Origin of the sequence: Mycobacterium shinjukuense, assembly GCF_010730055.1 — a bacterium.
GTDB lineage: Bacteria > Actinomycetota > Actinomycetes > Mycobacteriales > Mycobacteriaceae > Mycobacterium > Mycobacterium shinjukuense.
In genome coordinates this window covers 2,748,712-2,763,306 of record NZ_AP022575.1, presented here as the reverse complement: position 1 = coordinate 2,763,306, position 14,595 = coordinate 2,748,712, and the positions used below count along the sequence as shown (strand labels likewise).

Sequence of the window (14,595 nt, the reverse complement as noted above, 5' to 3'; positions counted from 1 at the left end):
CCGGCGCTGACAAGCGGGGCCTACTGTTGCGGCACATGCCGGGCGGTCGCCATCGCCTCGGCAAGCTGGATGGGAATCTCCGGCACCCGGGCGATGGTGTCCAGCAGCGTGTGCGCGCAGGCGTCGGCAAGACGTTCGGCGTCGGTGGTGGGGTCCATGATGCGCTGCCGACAGATTTCGAAGGTGAACGCCAGCCAGCCGTGGATGATCACCCGCAGGTGGCGCTCGACCTCGGGCTCTAAGGCGTTGCCGTCGGGAATGCCGCTCACCACTTCGCCGATGCGGCTCATGATGTGTTCCATCTGGCGGTTCTTGGCTTCGTCGTCGATGCCGAGCAACACCGGGTCGGACCGGCCCAGGCCCACGTAGGCGGCCCACGCGGCCTCCGGATTCTGTTGGTGATACGCCATGTAGGCCAACACGCCGGTGCGGATCTCTTCAAACATCGTCAGGCCGACCGGCCGGGTGTTGGTGGCCGCGTACAGCCGGTCGGCCTCGTCCTTGACGACCGCGGCGAAAAACGCTCGCTTGTCCGGGAAGTAGTGGTACATCAGCGCACGGGATACCCCGGCCCGCTCCGCGATCTCGTCGATACGAACCTCGTCGTAGGGTCGCTTGCCGAAAACTTCCGCCCCCAGGGCTAGCAGTTCGGCGCGTCGATCCTCGGGGGATAACCGCCTCCTGGCTGCCGCCATGTGACCGATATTACTCACGCGGGCCAGGTGCCCCGCCAGCACGAGTCTTTACCCGAACTGCACACCCTGGGCCAGCGGCAGTTCGTTCGAGTAGTTGACGGTATTGGTGGCCCGGCGCATGTACGCCTTCCAGGCGTCCGAACCGGACTCGCGGCCGCCGCCGGTTTGCTTTTCGCCGCCGAACGCGCCGCCGATCTCGGCGCCGGAGGTGCCGACATTGACGTTGGCGATACCGCAATCGGATCCGTCCAGGAAGCGTTCCGCCTCGCGCAGGTCGGTGGTGAAGATCGCCGACGAAAGACCTTGCGGCACACTATTATTGAGCGCGATGGCGGTGTCCAGATCGTCGTAGGTGAGCACGTAGAGGATGGGTGCGAACGTTTCGGTCGCCACGATGGCGGTCTGTGATGGCATCCGCACGACGGCGGGCGCGACGTAGTACGCGCTGGGGGGACCGTGCTGCCGGCGTTCACCGCCGATGACCTCGCCGCCGTCGGCGCGGGCCTGTTCCAGCGCGCCCACCATGTCGCGGTAGGCGGTCTCGTGGATCAGCGGGCCGACCAGCGTGCCCGGCGCAAACGGATCGCCGATCGGCAGCCGCCGATAGGCGGCAACGACCCGGGCCACCACCTCATCGGCCACCGAGCGGTGCACGATTAGCCGGCGCAGGGTGGTGCAGCGCTGCCCGGCGGTGCCGGCGGCGGCGAACACGACGGCACGCACGGCCAGCTCCAGGTCGGCCGACGGGGTCACGATGGCCGCGTTGTTGCCGCCCAGCTCCAGCAGCACCCGCCCGAAGCGCCGCGCGACCCGGGGACCGACCCGCGCACCCATCCGCACCGAGCCGGTCGCCGACAACAACGCGATCCGCGGGTCGTCGGCCAGCAGCTCGCCCAGGTCGCGCCCGCCCAGCAGCAGGCCGCCCACCGCGGACGGTGCGCCGACGTCGGCGACGGCACGGGCCAGCAGCGCCTGGCAGGCCAGGCCGGTCAGCGGGGTCAGCTCCGAGGGCTTCCATACCACCGGGTCCCCGCACACCAGCGCGATCGCGGTGTTCCACGCCCACACCGCAACCGGGAAGTTGAAGGCGGTGATCACCCCCACCACACCCAGCGGATGCCAGGTCTCCAGCAGCCGATGCCCGCGACGCTCCGAGGCGATGGTTCGTCCGTAGAGCTGACGCGACAGGCCGACGGCGAACTGGCAGATGTCGATCATTTCCCGCACCTCGCCGCGTGCCTCGGAACCGATCTTGCCGACCTCGACCGTGACCAGCGCGGCGAGATCGTCCTGGTGGGCGGTGAGCAGCTCGCCGAGCCGGGCCACCAGCGCGCCGCGCACCGGGGCGGGCGTGCTGCGCCAGGCCGAAAAGGCTTGGGCGGCATCGGCGATGGTGTGGTCGGCCTGATCAGCCGTGGTCTGCGCGACGGTGCACAGCACGTCGCCGGTGATCGGGGTGCTGGCGGGCAGGCCGGGCCCGCCCGGTTCGCCGAGGCCTACGCCGGCGCCGATGGCGCCGAAGGCGTCGAGTACCCGGGTACGTAACACATCGGTGCGGGTCATGCGGATGCTCCTGGTAGCGGGTGTTGGGCTGGTAGCTGTGGCGGCTCATGGTGCGCCGTCGCTGCGATAGTCTCCGCGCATGGGCGAGACGCTCGACGACATCGACCGAATCCTGGTGCGCGCGCTGGTGGCCGACGGGCGCGCGACCCTGGCGGAACTGGCCGCCAGCGCCGGTCTGTCGGTCTCGGCCGTCCAGTCACGCGTGCGCAGGCTGGAGTCGCGCGGTGTGGTGGCGGGATATTCGGCGCGGATCAACCCGGAGGCGGTCGGGCGCTCGCTGTCGGCGTTCGTGGCCATCACCCCTCTGGATCCGTCTCAACCCGATGATGCTCCCGCCCGCCTGGAACACATCGAGGAGATCGAGTCGTGCCAATCGGTGGCCGGTGAGGAGAGTTACGTCTTGGTGGTGCGGGTGGAGTCCGCACGCGCGCTGGAGGATTTGTTGCAACGGATTCGGACAACGGCGAACGTGCGTACGCGAAGCACCATCATTCTGAACACTTTTTACAGGGACAGGCAGTATATACCGCAATAAATTCTGGACAGTCAACAAGATTCCGTAAAATCCGGCTATCATGACGTCATGATCGCCGCTGCGGAATCCGCTGCGCTCGCCGATCGGCAGCTGACACCCGATCGGGTCCCGGAGGTGCTGGCCCGCAGCGTTCTGATGGACGGTTTCGATCTGGTGCTGGATCTGGCGCGCTCGGCCGGCTCGTATCTGGTCGATGCCCGCACCGGCCGGCGCTACCTGGACATGTTCACCTTCGTCGGCTCCGCGGCGCTGGGCATGAACCACCCGGGGCTTGCCGACGACGAAGAATTCCGGGTGGAGCTGCTCCAGGCCGCGCTGAACAAGCCGAGCAATTCCGACGTGCGCTCGGTGGCGATGGCCCGCTTCGTCGACACCTTCGTCCGCGTCCTGGGCGACCCGGCGCTGCCGCATCTGTTCTTCGTCGACGGTGGCGCGCTGGCCGTGGAGAACGCGCTCAAGGTCGCGTTCGACTGGAAGAGCCGGCACAACGAGGCGCACGGCATCGATCCCGGGCTCGGCACGCGGGTGCTGCACCTGCGCGGCGCATTTCACGGCCGCAGCGGCTACACCATGTCGCTGACCAACACCAAGCCGGTCAACGTGGCCCGCTTCCCGACATTCGACTGGCCGCGCATCGACGCGCCCTACCTGCGGGCTGGCGCCGACATGGATGCGCTGGAAGCCGAATCGCTGCGCCAGGCCCGCGCGGCGTTTCGGGCGCACCCCAACGACATCGCGTGCTTCATCGCCGAACCCATCCAAGGGGAAGGCGGCGACCGACACTTCCGGCCCGAGTTCTTCGCCGCGATGCGCCAGCTGTGCGACCAGCACAACGCGCTACTCATCTTCGACGAGGTGCAGACCGGCTGCGGGCTGACCGGAACCCCTTGGGCCTACCAGCAATTGGGTGTCCAACCCGACGTCGTGGCGTTCGGCAAGAAAACGCAGGTCTGCGGAATCATGGCGGGCCGCCGCGTCGACGAGGTCGCCGACAACGTGTTCGCGGTGCCGGCGCGGCTGAATTCGACGTGGGGCGGCAATCTCGCCGACATGGTGCGCGCCCGTCGCATCCTGGAGGTGATCGAAGCCGAGGGGCTGTTCCAGCGTGCCGCCGACCGGGGCCGCTACCTGCGCGCCCGGCTTGACGAGCTCGCCAACGACTTTCCGGCGGTGGTTCTCGACCCTCGCGGCCGCGGCCTGATGTGTGCGTTCAGCCTGCCCACGGCCGCCGACCGCGACGAGTTGATCCGCCAGCTGTGGCAACGGGCGGTGATCGTGCTGCCGACCGGTGGTGACGGCGTGCGGTTCCGCCCGGCACTGACCGTGTCGCGCGCCGACATCGACGCGGCGATGGCCGCGGTCCGGGACGCCTTGCTGGCGATGGAGCGGGCATGACGCGGGCGGGATGGAGGTGCTGCGATGCAGAAGGCACACGAACGGTCACGTGGTGATCGACTGGGACAAGACGACAGCGAGGTCCGAGCGGCCATCCGGTTCGCGGTGTCGGCGGCGGCCGCCGGGGTGGGCTTTGTGATCCTGGCCGCGTTGTGGGTCAGCACCTGCAGCGGCGTGAGCGTCGACACGGCGGCCTGCGGTCCGCCGCAACGGACGATGCTGGCCTTGGGCGGACCGCTGATCCTGTTGGCCGCCGGCATCTGGGCGTTCCTGCGCACCTACCGGGTGTGGCGCGAGGAGGGCACCTGGTGGGGCTGGCACGGCGCCGGCTGGTTCTTGTTGACGTTGATGGTGGTGACGCTCGCCCTGGGCGTTGCGCCCATCGCCGGACCGGTGCTGGCAGGTTGACCGGTACTTCTGGTACTTCGTGGGCGCAAGCTGAAATTACGCGTGCTGGCGCGGCCGGCTGTCCGGGTGGGTGGCGTGCCACTGCTCGTCGATGCGGGCCACGCGGCGACGCTCCACGACGAACCAGAGCGCGCCGGCGACCGTCGCGAGCACTGCGATGAGCCCCGTCGTGGCGAGCCACTCGTAATGTCGGTAGGCGGCGGCTGCCGCGGTACCGACCATCCCGAACAACGCGACGGCGAGCAGGATGAACCCAGGCCAGAAGAAGTTGTCCTTCATCGTGATACCGGCGTGCGGTTGGGTGGTGCGGCAATGATCCGTCGGATCGTGATGCGTATCTCCCATCAGCTCTCCTCCTTCCCGGACGAGATAACAGCGAGATAGTTAGATCCTAATCACCGCGTCGACCCATCCCAAGTACGCGCGTCACCGTTGCCGCCCGGGCGAATGCGCGCGTACGGCGCTTGTCTGGCGGTGGCTCGTTGGCTGGATAAGCCCAGACGATGGGGTTGACGTGCCGTCGTCTGGTCAGGTCGCGCCGGCCTCACCGCGAAACAAGGCCTCGGGAACCGAAATCGCCCCAACCGTTGTCACCAGCCACACGACAAGCGTTGCGGCAAGCCAGGACGTGACGCCGTCAATAGTGAGCCCGTGGGTCAATACTGAGGCGAGACTCAGTCCGACCAGGGTCAGCGCCAGGCCGGTACCCCCGAGCAGCAGCGACGCGTAGGCACGGGGCAACTTCAAGATCAACAGAGACAGCATCATCTGCGTTACCGAGAACAACACGGTGGCGACGACCAACCCCGAGACCGACACCGAAACACCGGGGACAACCCATGCCGCCACCAGCAGTCCGATCGCCCACGCTCCCAGAAACACGACTCCCCGCAGCAGACTTTGCCTCATGTCAACAAGGGTAGGTTTCCGGGCTGGGGCTGTGAAGAACACCGTTGACCCATCCGGCCCACAAGACACCCGGCCGGGGTCATGGCGTGCTCTGACGGCGCAACCTTCGTCGAGTATCTACTAGATAGTCGTTGACATCGGTCGTGTATCTACTATGTACTCGATTTGCGCGGCGGATCAGGATTACCAGAAACGCCCGGAAGCACCGCGTGGCCAAGCACCGCATCGTCGCGGCTATGCGGATGGCTCGCTGTACTACGAGGGCCGTGACACCTCGGGCCTTACGCCAATGCCGAAGGAGTGGAAGCGATGACGAAGTCACGCAACCCCGCCGACTACGTGATCGGACCTGACGTCGAGGTGTCCGACGTCGATCTCCACCAAGAGGAGATCTACGTCGATGGCGAGCGGCTGACGGATGAGCGCGTGGAGCAGATGGCGTCGGAGTCGGTGCGGCTGGCGCGCGAGCGAGACGCCAACCTGATCCCTGGCGGCAAGTCTCTATCCGGCGGCTCCGAGCACTCGCCCGCTGTGCAGGTAGTCGTTTCGAAGGCTACGCACGCCAAACTCAAGGAGCTGGCGCGCAGCCGCAAGATGAGCGTATCCAAGCTGCTGCGTCCCGTGCTCGACGAGTTTGTACAGCGAGAGAATATGGAATGATGGGTGTGCGAGCCGAGACGCCAGTTCGCGAGGGCTTTCAGGCCTGTCCACCTTGCCCGGCGGTGCGTCCGGGGCGTGCCGGTGATGTCAGCCGCACCCAGAATGGTCGGAAAACCCGGCGCCGGTCGTGACTGACCGGCTCGAAGGCAGGGGTAGTGTCGGTCAAAAATTGCCTGGAGGCCACATGACCGATGCGGAGCCGCGCGCTCACGGGCGCCCACGGGGTCACCGCGCCGTCGAGTTCCATGTCGCTGCGCGGTTGGAGAACCTCGCGATGCTGCGCACCCTGGTCGGTGCCATCGGCACCTTCGAGGACCTGGATTTCGACGCCGTGGCGGATCTGCGGCTGGCGGTGGACGAGGTGTGCACCCGGTTGATCCGCTCGGCCATCCCGGGCGCCACGCTCACCCTGGTGGTCGATCCTGGCGATGACGAACTCGTGGTGGAGGCCTTCGCGGTGTGTAACACCCACGATGTGCTGGCGCCGGGCAGCTTCAGCTGGCATGTGTTGACATCCCTGGCCGACGATGTGCGGACCTTTCACGACGGTCGCCAGAGCGATGGCGGCGGCGGTGTCTTCGGGATCACCTTGACGGCCAAGCGGGCGACGCCCAGTAGGTGAGAGCCAGGTGACAGCGCATGCTGCCGGCGGCTGCGAATCGCGACCTAACGAATACGCCGATGTGCCGGCCATGTTCCGTGAGCTGGCCGGTTTCGCCGCCGGCTCAGCCGAATTCGTGCGCCACCGCGACAAGATCGTTAAGCGGTGCCTGCCGTTGGCCGATCACATCGCCAGGCGGTTCGAGGGCCGTGGCGAACCGCGTGACGACCTGATTCAGGTCGCCCGGGTTGGATTGGTCAACGCCGTGCTCCGCTTCGACGTCGAGACCGGCTCGGATTTCGTCTCGTTCGCGGTGCCCACGATCATGGGAGAGGTCCGGCGGCACTTCCGCGACAACAGCTGGTCGGTCAAGGTCCCGCGGCGCCTGAAGGAACTACACCTACGGCTGGGCGCCGCCAGCGCCGAGTTGTCGCAACGGCTGGGTCGTGCGCCCACCGCGACCGAGCTCGCCGCCGAACTCGGTATGGACCGCGCCGAGGTGGTAGAAGGCCTGGTGGCGGGGACCTCTTACAACACCTTGTCCATCGACAGTGGTAGCGGCAACGAAGACGGCGAGGTTCGTGTCATCGCGGACACGCTGGGCGAGGTCGACGCTGGCCTGGAGCGGATCGAGAATCGCGAGGCGCTTCGTCCGGCGCTCGAGGCGCTGCCCGAACGAGAACGAATGGTGTTGGTGCTCAGGTTTTTCGAGTCGATGACACAAACACAGATCGCCGAGCGGGTCGGCATCTCACAGATGCACGTGTCGCGGCTGCTGGCGAAATCGCTGGCACAGCTGCGCGACCAGTTGTTATGACCAGGCCTACTTGATCTCGGCGAGCACCGTGCCCTGGGTGATGGCCGCCCCGGCCTCCACCGCCAACCCAGTGATGACGCCATCCTTGTGCGCGGTGACCGGATTCTCCATCTTCATCGCTTCCAGCACCACCACCAAGTCGCCGACGGTGACCTCCTGTCCTTCCTCGACCGCAACCTTGACCACGGTGCCCTGCATGGGCGCGGTCACCGCGTCGCCGGAGGCCGCCGCGCCCGTGTGGGCCCCTCGTCTGCGCGGCCTGGGCTTGCGGCGGATGACACCGGCGGGATCGCCCGAGCCGTTGGACAGCGCCAGATCGGCCGGCAGCGAAACCTCGACCCGGCGGCCGTCGATCTCGACCACCACCTTCTGCCGCGGCCGGGCGTCGTCTTCGTCGAGGCGTTCGCCGCCGGTGAACGGTTCGACCGTGTTGTTCCACTCGGTTTCGATCCAGCGGGTGTGCACCGAGAAGCCGTTGTCGTCGCCGATGAACGCCGGGTCGGACACCACGGCACGGTGGAAGGGGATGACGGTGGCCAGGCCTTCCACCTCGAATTCGTCCAGCGCGCGCCGGGCCCTGGCCAGGGCCTGCTGGCGGTCGGCGCCGTACACGATCAGCTTGGCCAGCATCGAGTCGAACTGGCCGCCGATCACCGAGCCGGTCTCGACACCGGCGTCCACCCGCACACCAGGGCCGGACGGCGGGTGGAACTTGGTCACCGGGCCGGGGGCGGGCAGGAAGTTGCGCCCGGCGTCCTCACCGTTGATCCGGAACTCGATGGCGTGCCCGCGGGGGGTGGGGTCCTCGGTGATGTCCAGCTTCTCCCCGTTGGCGATCTTGAACTGCTGCAAGACCAGGTCGATGCCCGCGGTTTCCTCGGTGACCGGGTGTTCGACCTGCAGACGGGTGTTGACCTCCAGGAACGAGATCAGCCCGTCCTGGCCGACCAGGTATTCGACGGTTCCGGCGCCGTGGTAGTGGGCCTCTCGACAGATCCGTTTGGCCGAGTCGTGGATCTCCTTGCGCTGAAAGTCGCTCAGGAACGGCGCGGGCGCCTCCTCGACCAGCTTCTGGTAACGACGCTGCAGTGAGCAGTCGCGGGTGCCGGCGACGACGACGTTGCCGTGCTGGTCGGCGATCACCTGCGCCTCGACGTGGCGGGGTTTGTCGAGGTAGCGCTCCACGAAACACTCACCGCGGCCGAATGCGGCCGTCGCCTCGCGGACCGCCGACTCGTACAGCTCGGGAATCTCGTCGATGGTGCGGGCCACCTTCATCCCCTTGCCGCCGCCGCCGTGGGCGGCCTTGATCGCGATCGGCAGGCCGTACTCCTTGGCGAAGGCCACCACCTCGTCGGCGTCCTTGACCGGATCCGGGGTGCCGGGCACCAGCGGAGCCTGCGCGCGGGCGGCGATGTGTCGGGCGGTGACCTTGTCGCCGAGGTCGCGGATCGACTGCGGGCTGGGTCCGATCCAGATCAGGCCGGCGTCGATGACGGCCTGGGCGAAGTCGGCGTTTTCCGCCAAGAACCCGTAGCCGGGGTGGATGGCGTTGGCGCCGGACTTGGCCGCGGCGTCGAGGATCTTTTCGAAGTCCAGGTAGGACTCGGCCGAGGTTTGACCGCCCAGCGCGAACGCTTCGTCGGCCAGCCGCACGTGGGGCGACTCGGCGTCGGGTTCGGCGTACACCGCCACGCTGGACAGGCCGGCGTCGCGGGCCGCGCGGATCACCCGGACCGCGATCTCACCGCGATTGGCGACGAGCACCTTGGAGATCCTCGAGCTGGCGTGACTAGCCACGGTGCCTCCTGGTTGTCTGGAAGACTCTGTGCGTTTCTAAGAGAATTTCTTACTAGCTTGTCGGGGGAAGTTTATGCGCCGCGCCGCGGGCCGGACGAGCCGGTCTCCCATCACGCGCTCTCGCGTAACCGCCGCTTGATCCGGGCCAGCAGCGCCGACATCCCGCGCAACCGCAGCGGGCTGATCAGGGCGGCCAGACCCAGCTCGGTGTAGAAGTCGTCGGGCACCGCCAGGATGTCGGCGGCCGGTTGTTCATCGAGGCCGGCGGCCAGGATCGAGGCGAACCCGCGGGTGGTTGGCGCCTCGGCCGGCGCGCTGAAGTACAGCCGCACCCGGTTGGGGTCGTGCGCGTCGACATGCAGGAACACCGGTGACTGGCACTCGGGCACCGGCTCCATCGCGGCCTGGGCCAGGTCGGCCGGCAGCGCGGGAAGTTCGTCGGCGAATTCCAGCAGCAACTTCAGCTTGTCCTGGCCCTGCACTTCGGCGAAGTCGGACACCACCTCGGCCAGCGGCGCGGGCAGACTCGTGGGCATGGTCATAGGGCGGGTACAGCTCCGGGTTCTTCACCCGCGACGATTGGCACCCGAACGGTGTTGCCCCACTCGGTCCACGAGCCGTCGTAGTTACGGACGTCGGCCTTGCCCAGCAAGTGCGTGAGCACAAACCAGGTGTGGCTGGACCGTTCGCCGATGCGGCAGTAGACGATGGTCTTGTCGTCGGGTTGCAGGAACCCGTAGAGCTCCTCCAGCTCCTCGCGGCGTCGGAAGCGACCGTTTTCGTCGGCGGCCTTTCCCCACGGGATGTGCACGGCCGTCGGGATGTGACCGGCCCGCAGCGCCCCTTCCTCGGGGTAGTCGGGCATGTGGGTGCGCTTGCCGGTGTACTCCTCGGGGCTGCGCACGTCGATCAGCGGCTGGGTGCCGAGGATGGCCAGCACATCGTCTCGGAACGCGCGGATCGGGGCGTCGTTGCGCGCCACGACGGGATAGCCGGTCGTGGTCTTGGTCGGCACCTCCAGCGTGGTTTCCCGGCCTTCGGCGAGCCAGAGGTCACGGCCGCCGTTGAGCAGCCGGACGTCGGGGTGGCCGAACAAGGTGAACACCCACAGCGCGTAGGCCGCCCACCAGTTGCTCTTGTCGCCGTAGATCACCACGGTGTCGTCGCGCGCGATGCCCTTGCGGTCCATCAGTTCGGCGAACTGCTCGCCGTTGATGTAGTCGCGCACCCGCGGGTCGTTGAGGTCGGTGTGCCAGTCGACCTTGACCGCGCCGGGAATGTGGCCGACGTCGTAGAGCAACACGTCCTCGTCGGATTCGACGATCACCAGGCCGGGTGCGCCCATGTTGGCCGACAGCCAGTCGGCGGTCACCAGCCGTTCGGGGTGAGCGTAGGCCGACAGGGTGGGGCTGGGATCTGGGGGTAGCGGCACATCATCGAGCCTACCGCCGGCGCGGGAGGCGGCGAAGTCGGACGGCGACCAGAGATGGCCGCGGATACGGCGGGCACGCAGGCGCCGGTGTGCTCGCGCCGCGCGGCGTAGGCCGTGCGGCCTTTGAGCGCTTCACCAGCGTCGAGATCGCCCGCGTGGGCGGGTAGGCCACGAGCATGGGGACGTGGTCGGCTTCGCGGTTGAACTCAACCAACTCGATATCGAGTTCGGCGCACACCGCAGCGATGGTGTGCTCGCACAAGGTCAGCATCGGGCCGGTGAACAGGCCGGCGATACTTGGTCACGAAAACAAGGTGTGCTGCAGCAAAGACACGCTGTGTGGGGCGCGTGATAGGTCTGGGGTAAGTTCCTTAAGGTACCGTCAATATATTCTTGACGTGAGTAGGTGTCAAGGTAGCATTGACGCATGGAGATAACGGAGTCGGCGCACAAGCACCTACTCCGAGCACGACATCACTGACTCGGATGTCGAGCATGTGGTCCGCAACCCGATCCGTCTCATCGAACAGGAAGGCGATTACGCGAGTCGTCTGCTGGTGATCGGCGCGGACATCACAGGCCGTCTTCTAGAGGTTGTCGCAGTCCCTGCCGATGAACCCGCAGCGAGTGATCCACGCCAACCTCCTTCAACGGAAGAACTACGACTATCTCCGAGGTGATGACCGATGGCTACCACAAACCTGACCGGTGAAGCAGCGGAGACCGCCGCCGCCGAGCAGTGGCTGGCCGACCTCGAGCCCGCCGATCCATCCGTTCGGGTTCGCGATGGGCGCTACCTCCGGCACATCCGGGAAGCGGCCGACGCACTCCAACAGGCCGAGGCCCAGCTCCACCAAGCCGTCGCCGAAGCTCGCGCCAACGGTGACAGTTGGGGCGCGATTGGCATGGTGCTCGGCACCACACGCCAGGCGGCCCAGCAGCGATTCAAGAACATCAAAGCCTGACGGATCCAGATTTTGGGTACTGGATGGCTTTTGTGCTGGTGGTGGCGGGCCAGTGGATTGGAGTGCTTGGTGACTCCTGTTGTCCCCGGCCCGTCCCGCCTTTGCGGCGCCGGGATTGGCGGCTGTTGGCGGCGTTGATGCGGCTCTGCTTGTCGACCGTGTGATGGGTGCGAACGATTCGGCGTCCTTCCTCGGCGGTATGCCCCGCAGCGATTCTGCGGTGCTGTCGAACGGCAATCCCGCGGCGAGGCCGTCCACCCGGATTCCGGCGCCGAGTTCACGGAGTGCCCCCGACAACCGTTGTAGGTTATCCAATGCGGTCGACGGCGCAATGTCGATGTCATAGGTCGGGCGCCGGGCACCGTACAACCGTGCGGCGTATCCACCGGCCAGAACATAGTCCACGTGATGGCGATCCAACGTGTCGACGATGCGCCGTGGATCGAATGCATGGTGCCCGGTCACAGCCCTGCGACGCTGTCGCGCAACTCGTCGGTGAAGAGGTCCTGGGCCGCTTGCCGCGACGCGCGCTGGTCTGCGGATAGCCGAGCATGCTCGGCGTCTAGGACATCGTCGTGGTTGTCGTAGCCCTCTAGCGTGATTCGCATTTCCAGATCGATAGCGGCCAAGATTCGCGCTAGGACGGGAAGAGAGGGCTGCCTGGTACCCGATTCGATGCGCGCGATGGTGGATTGAGCTACATGAGCAGCTTCGGCGAGTTCACGCTGCGACATGCCCACTCTGGCGCGGGCGAGCTTCAGTAGGTTTGCGGCCAGTCGCTCTACATCGCCAGCCGTTGTAGGTCCCATCACCGCCACAACGTGGTGATAGCCGATCGGCCCGCCCGCTACGTCAGCTCCCGGGGGTCCGACATGGCCATCAGTGCAAGTGAAGCCCGGCAGCGACTATTCCCGCTCCTCGAACAAGTCAACACAGACCACGAACCCGTGCGCATCACATCCAAAGCCGGAGATGCGGTGCTGATGTCGGCCGACGACTACGACTCATGGCAAGAAACGGTCTACCTATTGCGTTCGCCCGAGAATGCCCGCCGACTCATGGAGGCCGTCGCCCGAGACAAGGCCAGCCACCCCGGCACCGGCCGGGTACACCAACTCGATCGACGAACTCCGGGAGATGGCTGGCGGAGAGGAGTGAGCAGCATCGACTTCGATCCCGACGCCTGGGAGGACTTTCTGTTTTGGTTGGCCTCCGATCGCAAGACCGCCCGGCGGATCGTCAGACTCATCGGAGAAATCCAGCGCGACCCCTGTACCGGGATTGGAAAACCAGAACCGCTCAAGGGGGAACTGTCTGGGTACTGGTCCCGGCGGATCGACGACGAACATCGGCTCGTGTATCGAGCCGACGACAACGAAGTCAAGATCCTGAAAGCCCGATACCACTACTGACAAGCACGCTGGTGAGGTGTGATGCCGTGTATGGCGGAGACAGTGACGATTCGACTGAACGCCGACGACCGGGCGGTGCTCGAAGCGGCAGCCCGTAGACAAGGCAAGGGGCTGAGTGCATTCCTTCGAGAGATGGCCGAAGCCGCGGCGCGGCAGGTGCGGCGGGAAACGATTCGGTCAGACGGCGATCGAGTGATGGCTCACCTGGCCAAGCACCCCGAAGCCCGAAGCGAACTCGATGAGCTCGGGACGCCGCTGGCCGACCTGCCGTGAGTCGGCACGCGGCGGACAGCATCGTGGTCATTGATTGGCGCGGCGGGGCATCGCCGCACGAGCCCGCCAAGCTGCGTCCTGCGGTCGTGGTCGAGGACGACGAGTTGTTTCCGGACGAATATCCCACCGTGCTGGTCGTTCCGTTGACCCGCGATGAGGGACTGGCGCACCGGTCGTTCGCCGAGCGCATCGAGCCGACGGTCGAAAACGGCGCCGATGCGACGTGTTGGGCGTTGGCCCATCACATCACCAGCGTGTCGCTGCGGCGCGTCAACCCCACCGACTCGCGGATTACGGCGGCGCAGTTGGCGAGCATCCACAACCGCATCATGGTCGCGATAGGCGCCGCCTGACACCGCATTGGCCAACCGCCCGCGAGTGCCAGCGGGCGAACGCATTTTCGGGTGTCCGGTTGTGGCCCAGGCGGATTGGCTCGGGTTCGTTTTGGTGGGTGTGGCGGAGTTTGGAACGGCCGCTGACCCGTGCGCATGGGTTGTTTCCTGCCGGCGGTGTCGATGGTGACATCGTTGCCAGTGGTGGCGCTGGCTGCGGTGGCTGCGGCGGCGAGTTCGGTGACGGCCTCCCACTGGTGAAAGCGCGGGAACCGCGACGACGACGACTTGGTGGTCTTGCCGCTGATTGGGCCGGTGCTCGACTCGTGTTTGATGTACATGAACCGACCCAAGGATGTTCAGCCAGGCGTCGCGCTGCAGAACCCGCTCCCACAGGTAGGCGAATTTCGACCTCGTGGGGTTGAGCGGGTTTCCTGCACCACCGTCTTCGGTACCGCGGTTGAATGGCGAGAAGTGTGTTGTGTCGCCGGCGAGTTTGGTGGTCATCCAGACCTCGTCGTCGGACAACGCGAAATGCACCAGCGCGCGGGGCACCGGGAACAAACAGCGGCTGGAGCGCCCCGGTGCCGGGATCCTTCGGCAATCGGGAAGTCTTGTACTGGGTGATAGCGTGCACCTTGCCGCATGACCCGCGCCCGCACGGCTGCGTAGTCGGCGTTGCGTTTCTCGTTGAGCATCGATTCGGGCTTGAAAACGCACATCTGGAACTTCGCCGCCAGGTGTGAGAATCCCTTGCGGAGCAGGTGAGGGTCGCCGCCGCCGTTGAGCAATTGTCAA

The 14,595-nt window shown here is 66.5% G+C and carries 18 protein-coding genes and 3 pseudogenes; 11 read left to right on the top strand and 10 right to left on the bottom strand.

Annotated features, from left to right (window positions below; translation table 11 throughout):
* Positions 1–20: 20 nt before the first annotated feature.
* Both G6N20_RS12560 and amaB read right to left on the bottom strand, forming a co-directional pair.
* On the bottom strand, positions 21–695 hold the full coding sequence (locus tag G6N20_RS12560; RefSeq protein ID WP_083048660.1) for a TetR/AcrR family transcriptional regulator: 675 nt from the start codon (positions 693–695) through the stop codon (positions 21–23).
* A 48-nt stretch (positions 696–743) separates the two neighbouring features.
* Entirely contained in the window at positions 744–2,258 is a 1,515-nt protein-coding gene (gene amaB, locus G6N20_RS12555; protein WP_083048657.1) for an L-piperidine-6-carboxylate dehydrogenase, read from the bottom strand.
* A gap of 79 nt (positions 2,259–2,337) precedes the next feature.
* On the opposite strand from amaB, the gene G6N20_RS12550 reads away from it, so the two are divergent.
* From G6N20_RS12550 to G6N20_RS12540, 3 genes are read left to right on the top strand one after another with little or no spacing between them, the layout of a single operon-like run.
* Positions 2,338–2,793, top strand: coding sequence for an Lrp/AsnC family transcriptional regulator (locus tag G6N20_RS12550; RefSeq protein ID WP_083048654.1), 456 nt, complete (start codon positions 2,338–2,340; stop codon positions 2,791–2,793).
* A 48-nt stretch (positions 2,794–2,841) separates the two neighbouring features.
* A complete protein-coding gene (lat, locus tag G6N20_RS12545; protein ID WP_083048652.1) occupies positions 2,842–4,188 on the top strand; it encodes an L-lysine 6-transaminase in 1,347 nt (448 codons plus the stop codon).
* A gap of 24 nt (positions 4,189–4,212) precedes the next feature.
* A complete protein-coding gene (locus tag G6N20_RS12540; protein ID WP_083048649.1) occupies positions 4,213–4,596 on the top strand; it encodes a hypothetical protein in 384 nt (127 codons plus the stop codon).
* 36 nt (positions 4,597–4,632) lie between these two features.
* Here the strand turns inward: G6N20_RS12540 and usfY are convergent, their stop codons facing one another.
* A complete protein-coding gene (gene usfY, locus G6N20_RS12535) occupies positions 4,633–4,941 on the bottom strand; it encodes a protein UsfY (protein ID WP_179961469.1) in 309 nt (102 codons plus the stop codon).
* Positions 4,942–5,124: 183 nt separating this feature from the next.
* Positions 5,125–5,505, bottom strand: coding sequence for a phage holin family protein (locus G6N20_RS12530; protein ID WP_083048646.1), 381 nt, complete (start codon positions 5,503–5,505; stop codon positions 5,125–5,127).
* A 309-nt stretch (positions 5,506–5,814) separates the two neighbouring features.
* Here G6N20_RS12530 and G6N20_RS12525 point away from each other — a divergent pair, with 309 nt between their 5' ends.
* The 3 genes from G6N20_RS12525 to G6N20_RS12515 all read left to right on the top strand — a co-directional run bounded on the left by G6N20_RS12525 (position 5,815) and on the right by G6N20_RS12515 (position 7,583).
* Positions 5,815–6,165: a DNA-binding protein gene (locus G6N20_RS12525; RefSeq protein WP_083048644.1), complete on the top strand. Its 351-nt coding sequence runs from the start codon at positions 5,815–5,817 to the stop codon at positions 6,163–6,165.
* Between the two features lie 184 nt (positions 6,166–6,349).
* Positions 6,350–6,787 carry an anti-sigma factor gene (locus G6N20_RS12520; protein ID WP_083048642.1) on the top strand — a complete coding sequence of 146 codons (438 nt, stop codon included), beginning with the start codon at positions 6,350–6,352 and terminating at the stop codon, positions 6,785–6,787.
* Between the two features lie 7 nt (positions 6,788–6,794).
* Positions 6,795–7,583 carry an RNA polymerase sigma factor SigF gene (locus G6N20_RS12515; RefSeq protein WP_083048640.1) on the top strand — a complete coding sequence of 263 codons (789 nt, stop codon included), beginning with the start codon at positions 6,795–6,797 and terminating at the stop codon, positions 7,581–7,583.
* Positions 7,584–7,589: 6 nt separating this feature from the next.
* On the opposite strand, the gene G6N20_RS12510 is transcribed toward G6N20_RS12515, so the two are convergent.
* The 4 genes and pseudogenes from G6N20_RS12510 to tnpA form a co-directional block, all read right to left on the bottom strand.
* Complete coding sequence (locus tag G6N20_RS12510) at positions 7,590–9,383, bottom strand: acetyl/propionyl/methylcrotonyl-CoA carboxylase subunit alpha (protein ID WP_083048636.1); 1,794 nt, start codon at positions 9,381–9,383, stop codon at positions 7,590–7,592.
* Positions 9,384–9,493: 110 nt separating this feature from the next.
* A complete protein-coding gene (locus G6N20_RS12505) occupies positions 9,494–9,925 on the bottom strand; it encodes a cysteine desulfuration protein SufE (RefSeq protein ID WP_083048634.1) in 432 nt (143 codons plus the stop codon).
* Positions 9,922–10,815 (bottom strand): sulfurtransferase, encoded by an 894-nt coding sequence (locus tag G6N20_RS12500; RefSeq protein ID WP_083048631.1) that lies wholly within the window; start codon positions 10,813–10,815, stop codon positions 9,922–9,924. Before G6N20_RS12500 ends, G6N20_RS12505 begins: the two co-directional genes overlap by 4 nt.
* Positions 10,807–11,168, bottom strand: a pseudogene (gene tnpA, locus G6N20_RS22255) (IS200/IS605 family transposase); the annotation flags it as partial. The gene G6N20_RS12500 and the pseudogene tnpA, both read right to left, overlap by 9 nt.
* Positions 11,169–11,501: 333 nt before the next feature.
* Here tnpA and G6N20_RS12490 point away from each other — a divergent pair.
* Entirely contained in the window at positions 11,502–11,780 is a 279-nt protein-coding gene (locus G6N20_RS12490) for a hypothetical protein (RefSeq protein ID WP_083048625.1), read from the top strand.
* A gap of 461 nt (positions 11,781–12,241) precedes the next feature.
* Here the strand turns inward: G6N20_RS12490 and G6N20_RS21280 are convergent, their stop codons facing one another.
* Together G6N20_RS21280 and G6N20_RS22250 are read right to left on the bottom strand one after the other, a co-directional pair.
* Positions 12,242–12,388, bottom strand: a complete 147-nt coding sequence (locus G6N20_RS21280) for a hypothetical protein (RefSeq protein WP_232065336.1) — start codon at positions 12,386–12,388, stop codon at positions 12,242–12,244.
* Positions 12,389–12,445: 57 nt separating this feature from the next.
* Positions 12,446–12,514: pseudogene (locus G6N20_RS22250) on the bottom strand (helix-turn-helix domain-containing protein); the annotation flags it as partial.
* A gap of 138 nt (positions 12,515–12,652) precedes the next feature.
* Here G6N20_RS22250 and G6N20_RS12480 point away from each other — a divergent pair.
* The 4 genes and pseudogenes from G6N20_RS12480 (at position 12,653) to G6N20_RS12465 (ending at position 13,818) form a co-directional block, all read left to right on the top strand.
* A pseudogene (locus G6N20_RS12480) lies at positions 12,653–12,938 on the top strand (type II toxin-antitoxin system Phd/YefM family antitoxin).
* On the top strand, positions 12,935–13,192 hold the full coding sequence (locus G6N20_RS12475; protein ID WP_083048621.1) for a Txe/YoeB family addiction module toxin: 258 nt from the start codon (positions 12,935–12,937) through the stop codon (positions 13,190–13,192). The pseudogene G6N20_RS12480 and the gene G6N20_RS12475 overlap by 4 nt, the downstream one beginning before the upstream one ends.
* 30 nt (positions 13,193–13,222) lie before the next feature.
* Entirely contained in the window at positions 13,223–13,465 is a 243-nt protein-coding gene (locus G6N20_RS12470) for a type II toxin -antitoxin system TacA 1-like antitoxin (RefSeq protein ID WP_083048619.1), read from the top strand.
* Entirely contained in the window at positions 13,462–13,818 is a 357-nt protein-coding gene (locus tag G6N20_RS12465; RefSeq protein ID WP_083048613.1) for a type II toxin-antitoxin system PemK/MazF family toxin, read from the top strand. The genes G6N20_RS12470 and G6N20_RS12465 overlap by 4 nt, the downstream gene beginning before the upstream one ends.
* Positions 13,819–14,595 lie beyond the last annotated feature (777 nt).

What these genes read in the sequence shown, in the direction of transcription:
- G6N20_RS12560 (WP_083048660.1), bottom strand. Translation starts at nt 695, where the DNA reads ATGGCGGCAGCCAGGAGGCGGTTATCCCCCGAGGATCGACGCGCCGAA.
- amaB (WP_083048657.1), bottom strand. Translation starts at nt 2,258, where the DNA reads ATGACCCGCACCGATGTGTTACGTACCCGGGTACTCGACGCCTTCGGC.
- G6N20_RS12550 (WP_083048654.1), top strand. Translation starts at nt 2,338, where the DNA reads ATGGGCGAGACGCTCGACGACATCGACCGAATCCTGGTGCGCGCGCTG.
- lat (WP_083048652.1), top strand. Translation starts at nt 2,842, where the DNA reads ATGATCGCCGCTGCGGAATCCGCTGCGCTCGCCGATCGGCAGCTGACA.
- G6N20_RS12540 (WP_083048649.1), top strand. Translation starts at nt 4,213, where the DNA reads ATGCAGAAGGCACACGAACGGTCACGTGGTGATCGACTGGGACAAGAC.
- usfY (WP_179961469.1), bottom strand. Translation starts at nt 4,941, where the DNA reads ATGGGAGATACGCATCACGATCCGACGGATCATTGCCGCACCACCCAA.
- G6N20_RS12530 (WP_083048646.1), bottom strand. Translation starts at nt 5,505, where the DNA reads ATGAGGCAAAGTCTGCTGCGGGGAGTCGTGTTTCTGGGAGCGTGGGCG.
- G6N20_RS12525 (WP_083048644.1), top strand. Translation starts at nt 5,815, where the DNA reads ATGACGAAGTCACGCAACCCCGCCGACTACGTGATCGGACCTGACGTC.
- G6N20_RS12520 (WP_083048642.1), top strand. Translation starts at nt 6,350, where the DNA reads ATGACCGATGCGGAGCCGCGCGCTCACGGGCGCCCACGGGGTCACCGC.
- G6N20_RS12505 (WP_083048634.1), bottom strand. Translation starts at nt 9,925, where the DNA reads ATGACCATGCCCACGAGTCTGCCCGCGCCGCTGGCCGAGGTGGTGTCC.
- G6N20_RS12490 (WP_083048625.1), top strand. Translation starts at nt 11,502, where the DNA reads ATGGCTACCACAAACCTGACCGGTGAAGCAGCGGAGACCGCCGCCGCC.
- G6N20_RS21280 (WP_232065336.1), bottom strand. Translation starts at nt 12,388, where the DNA reads ATGCGAATCACGCTAGAGGGCTACGACAACCACGACGATGTCCTAGAC.
- G6N20_RS12470 (WP_083048619.1), top strand. Translation starts at nt 13,223, where the DNA reads ATGGCGGAGACAGTGACGATTCGACTGAACGCCGACGACCGGGCGGTG.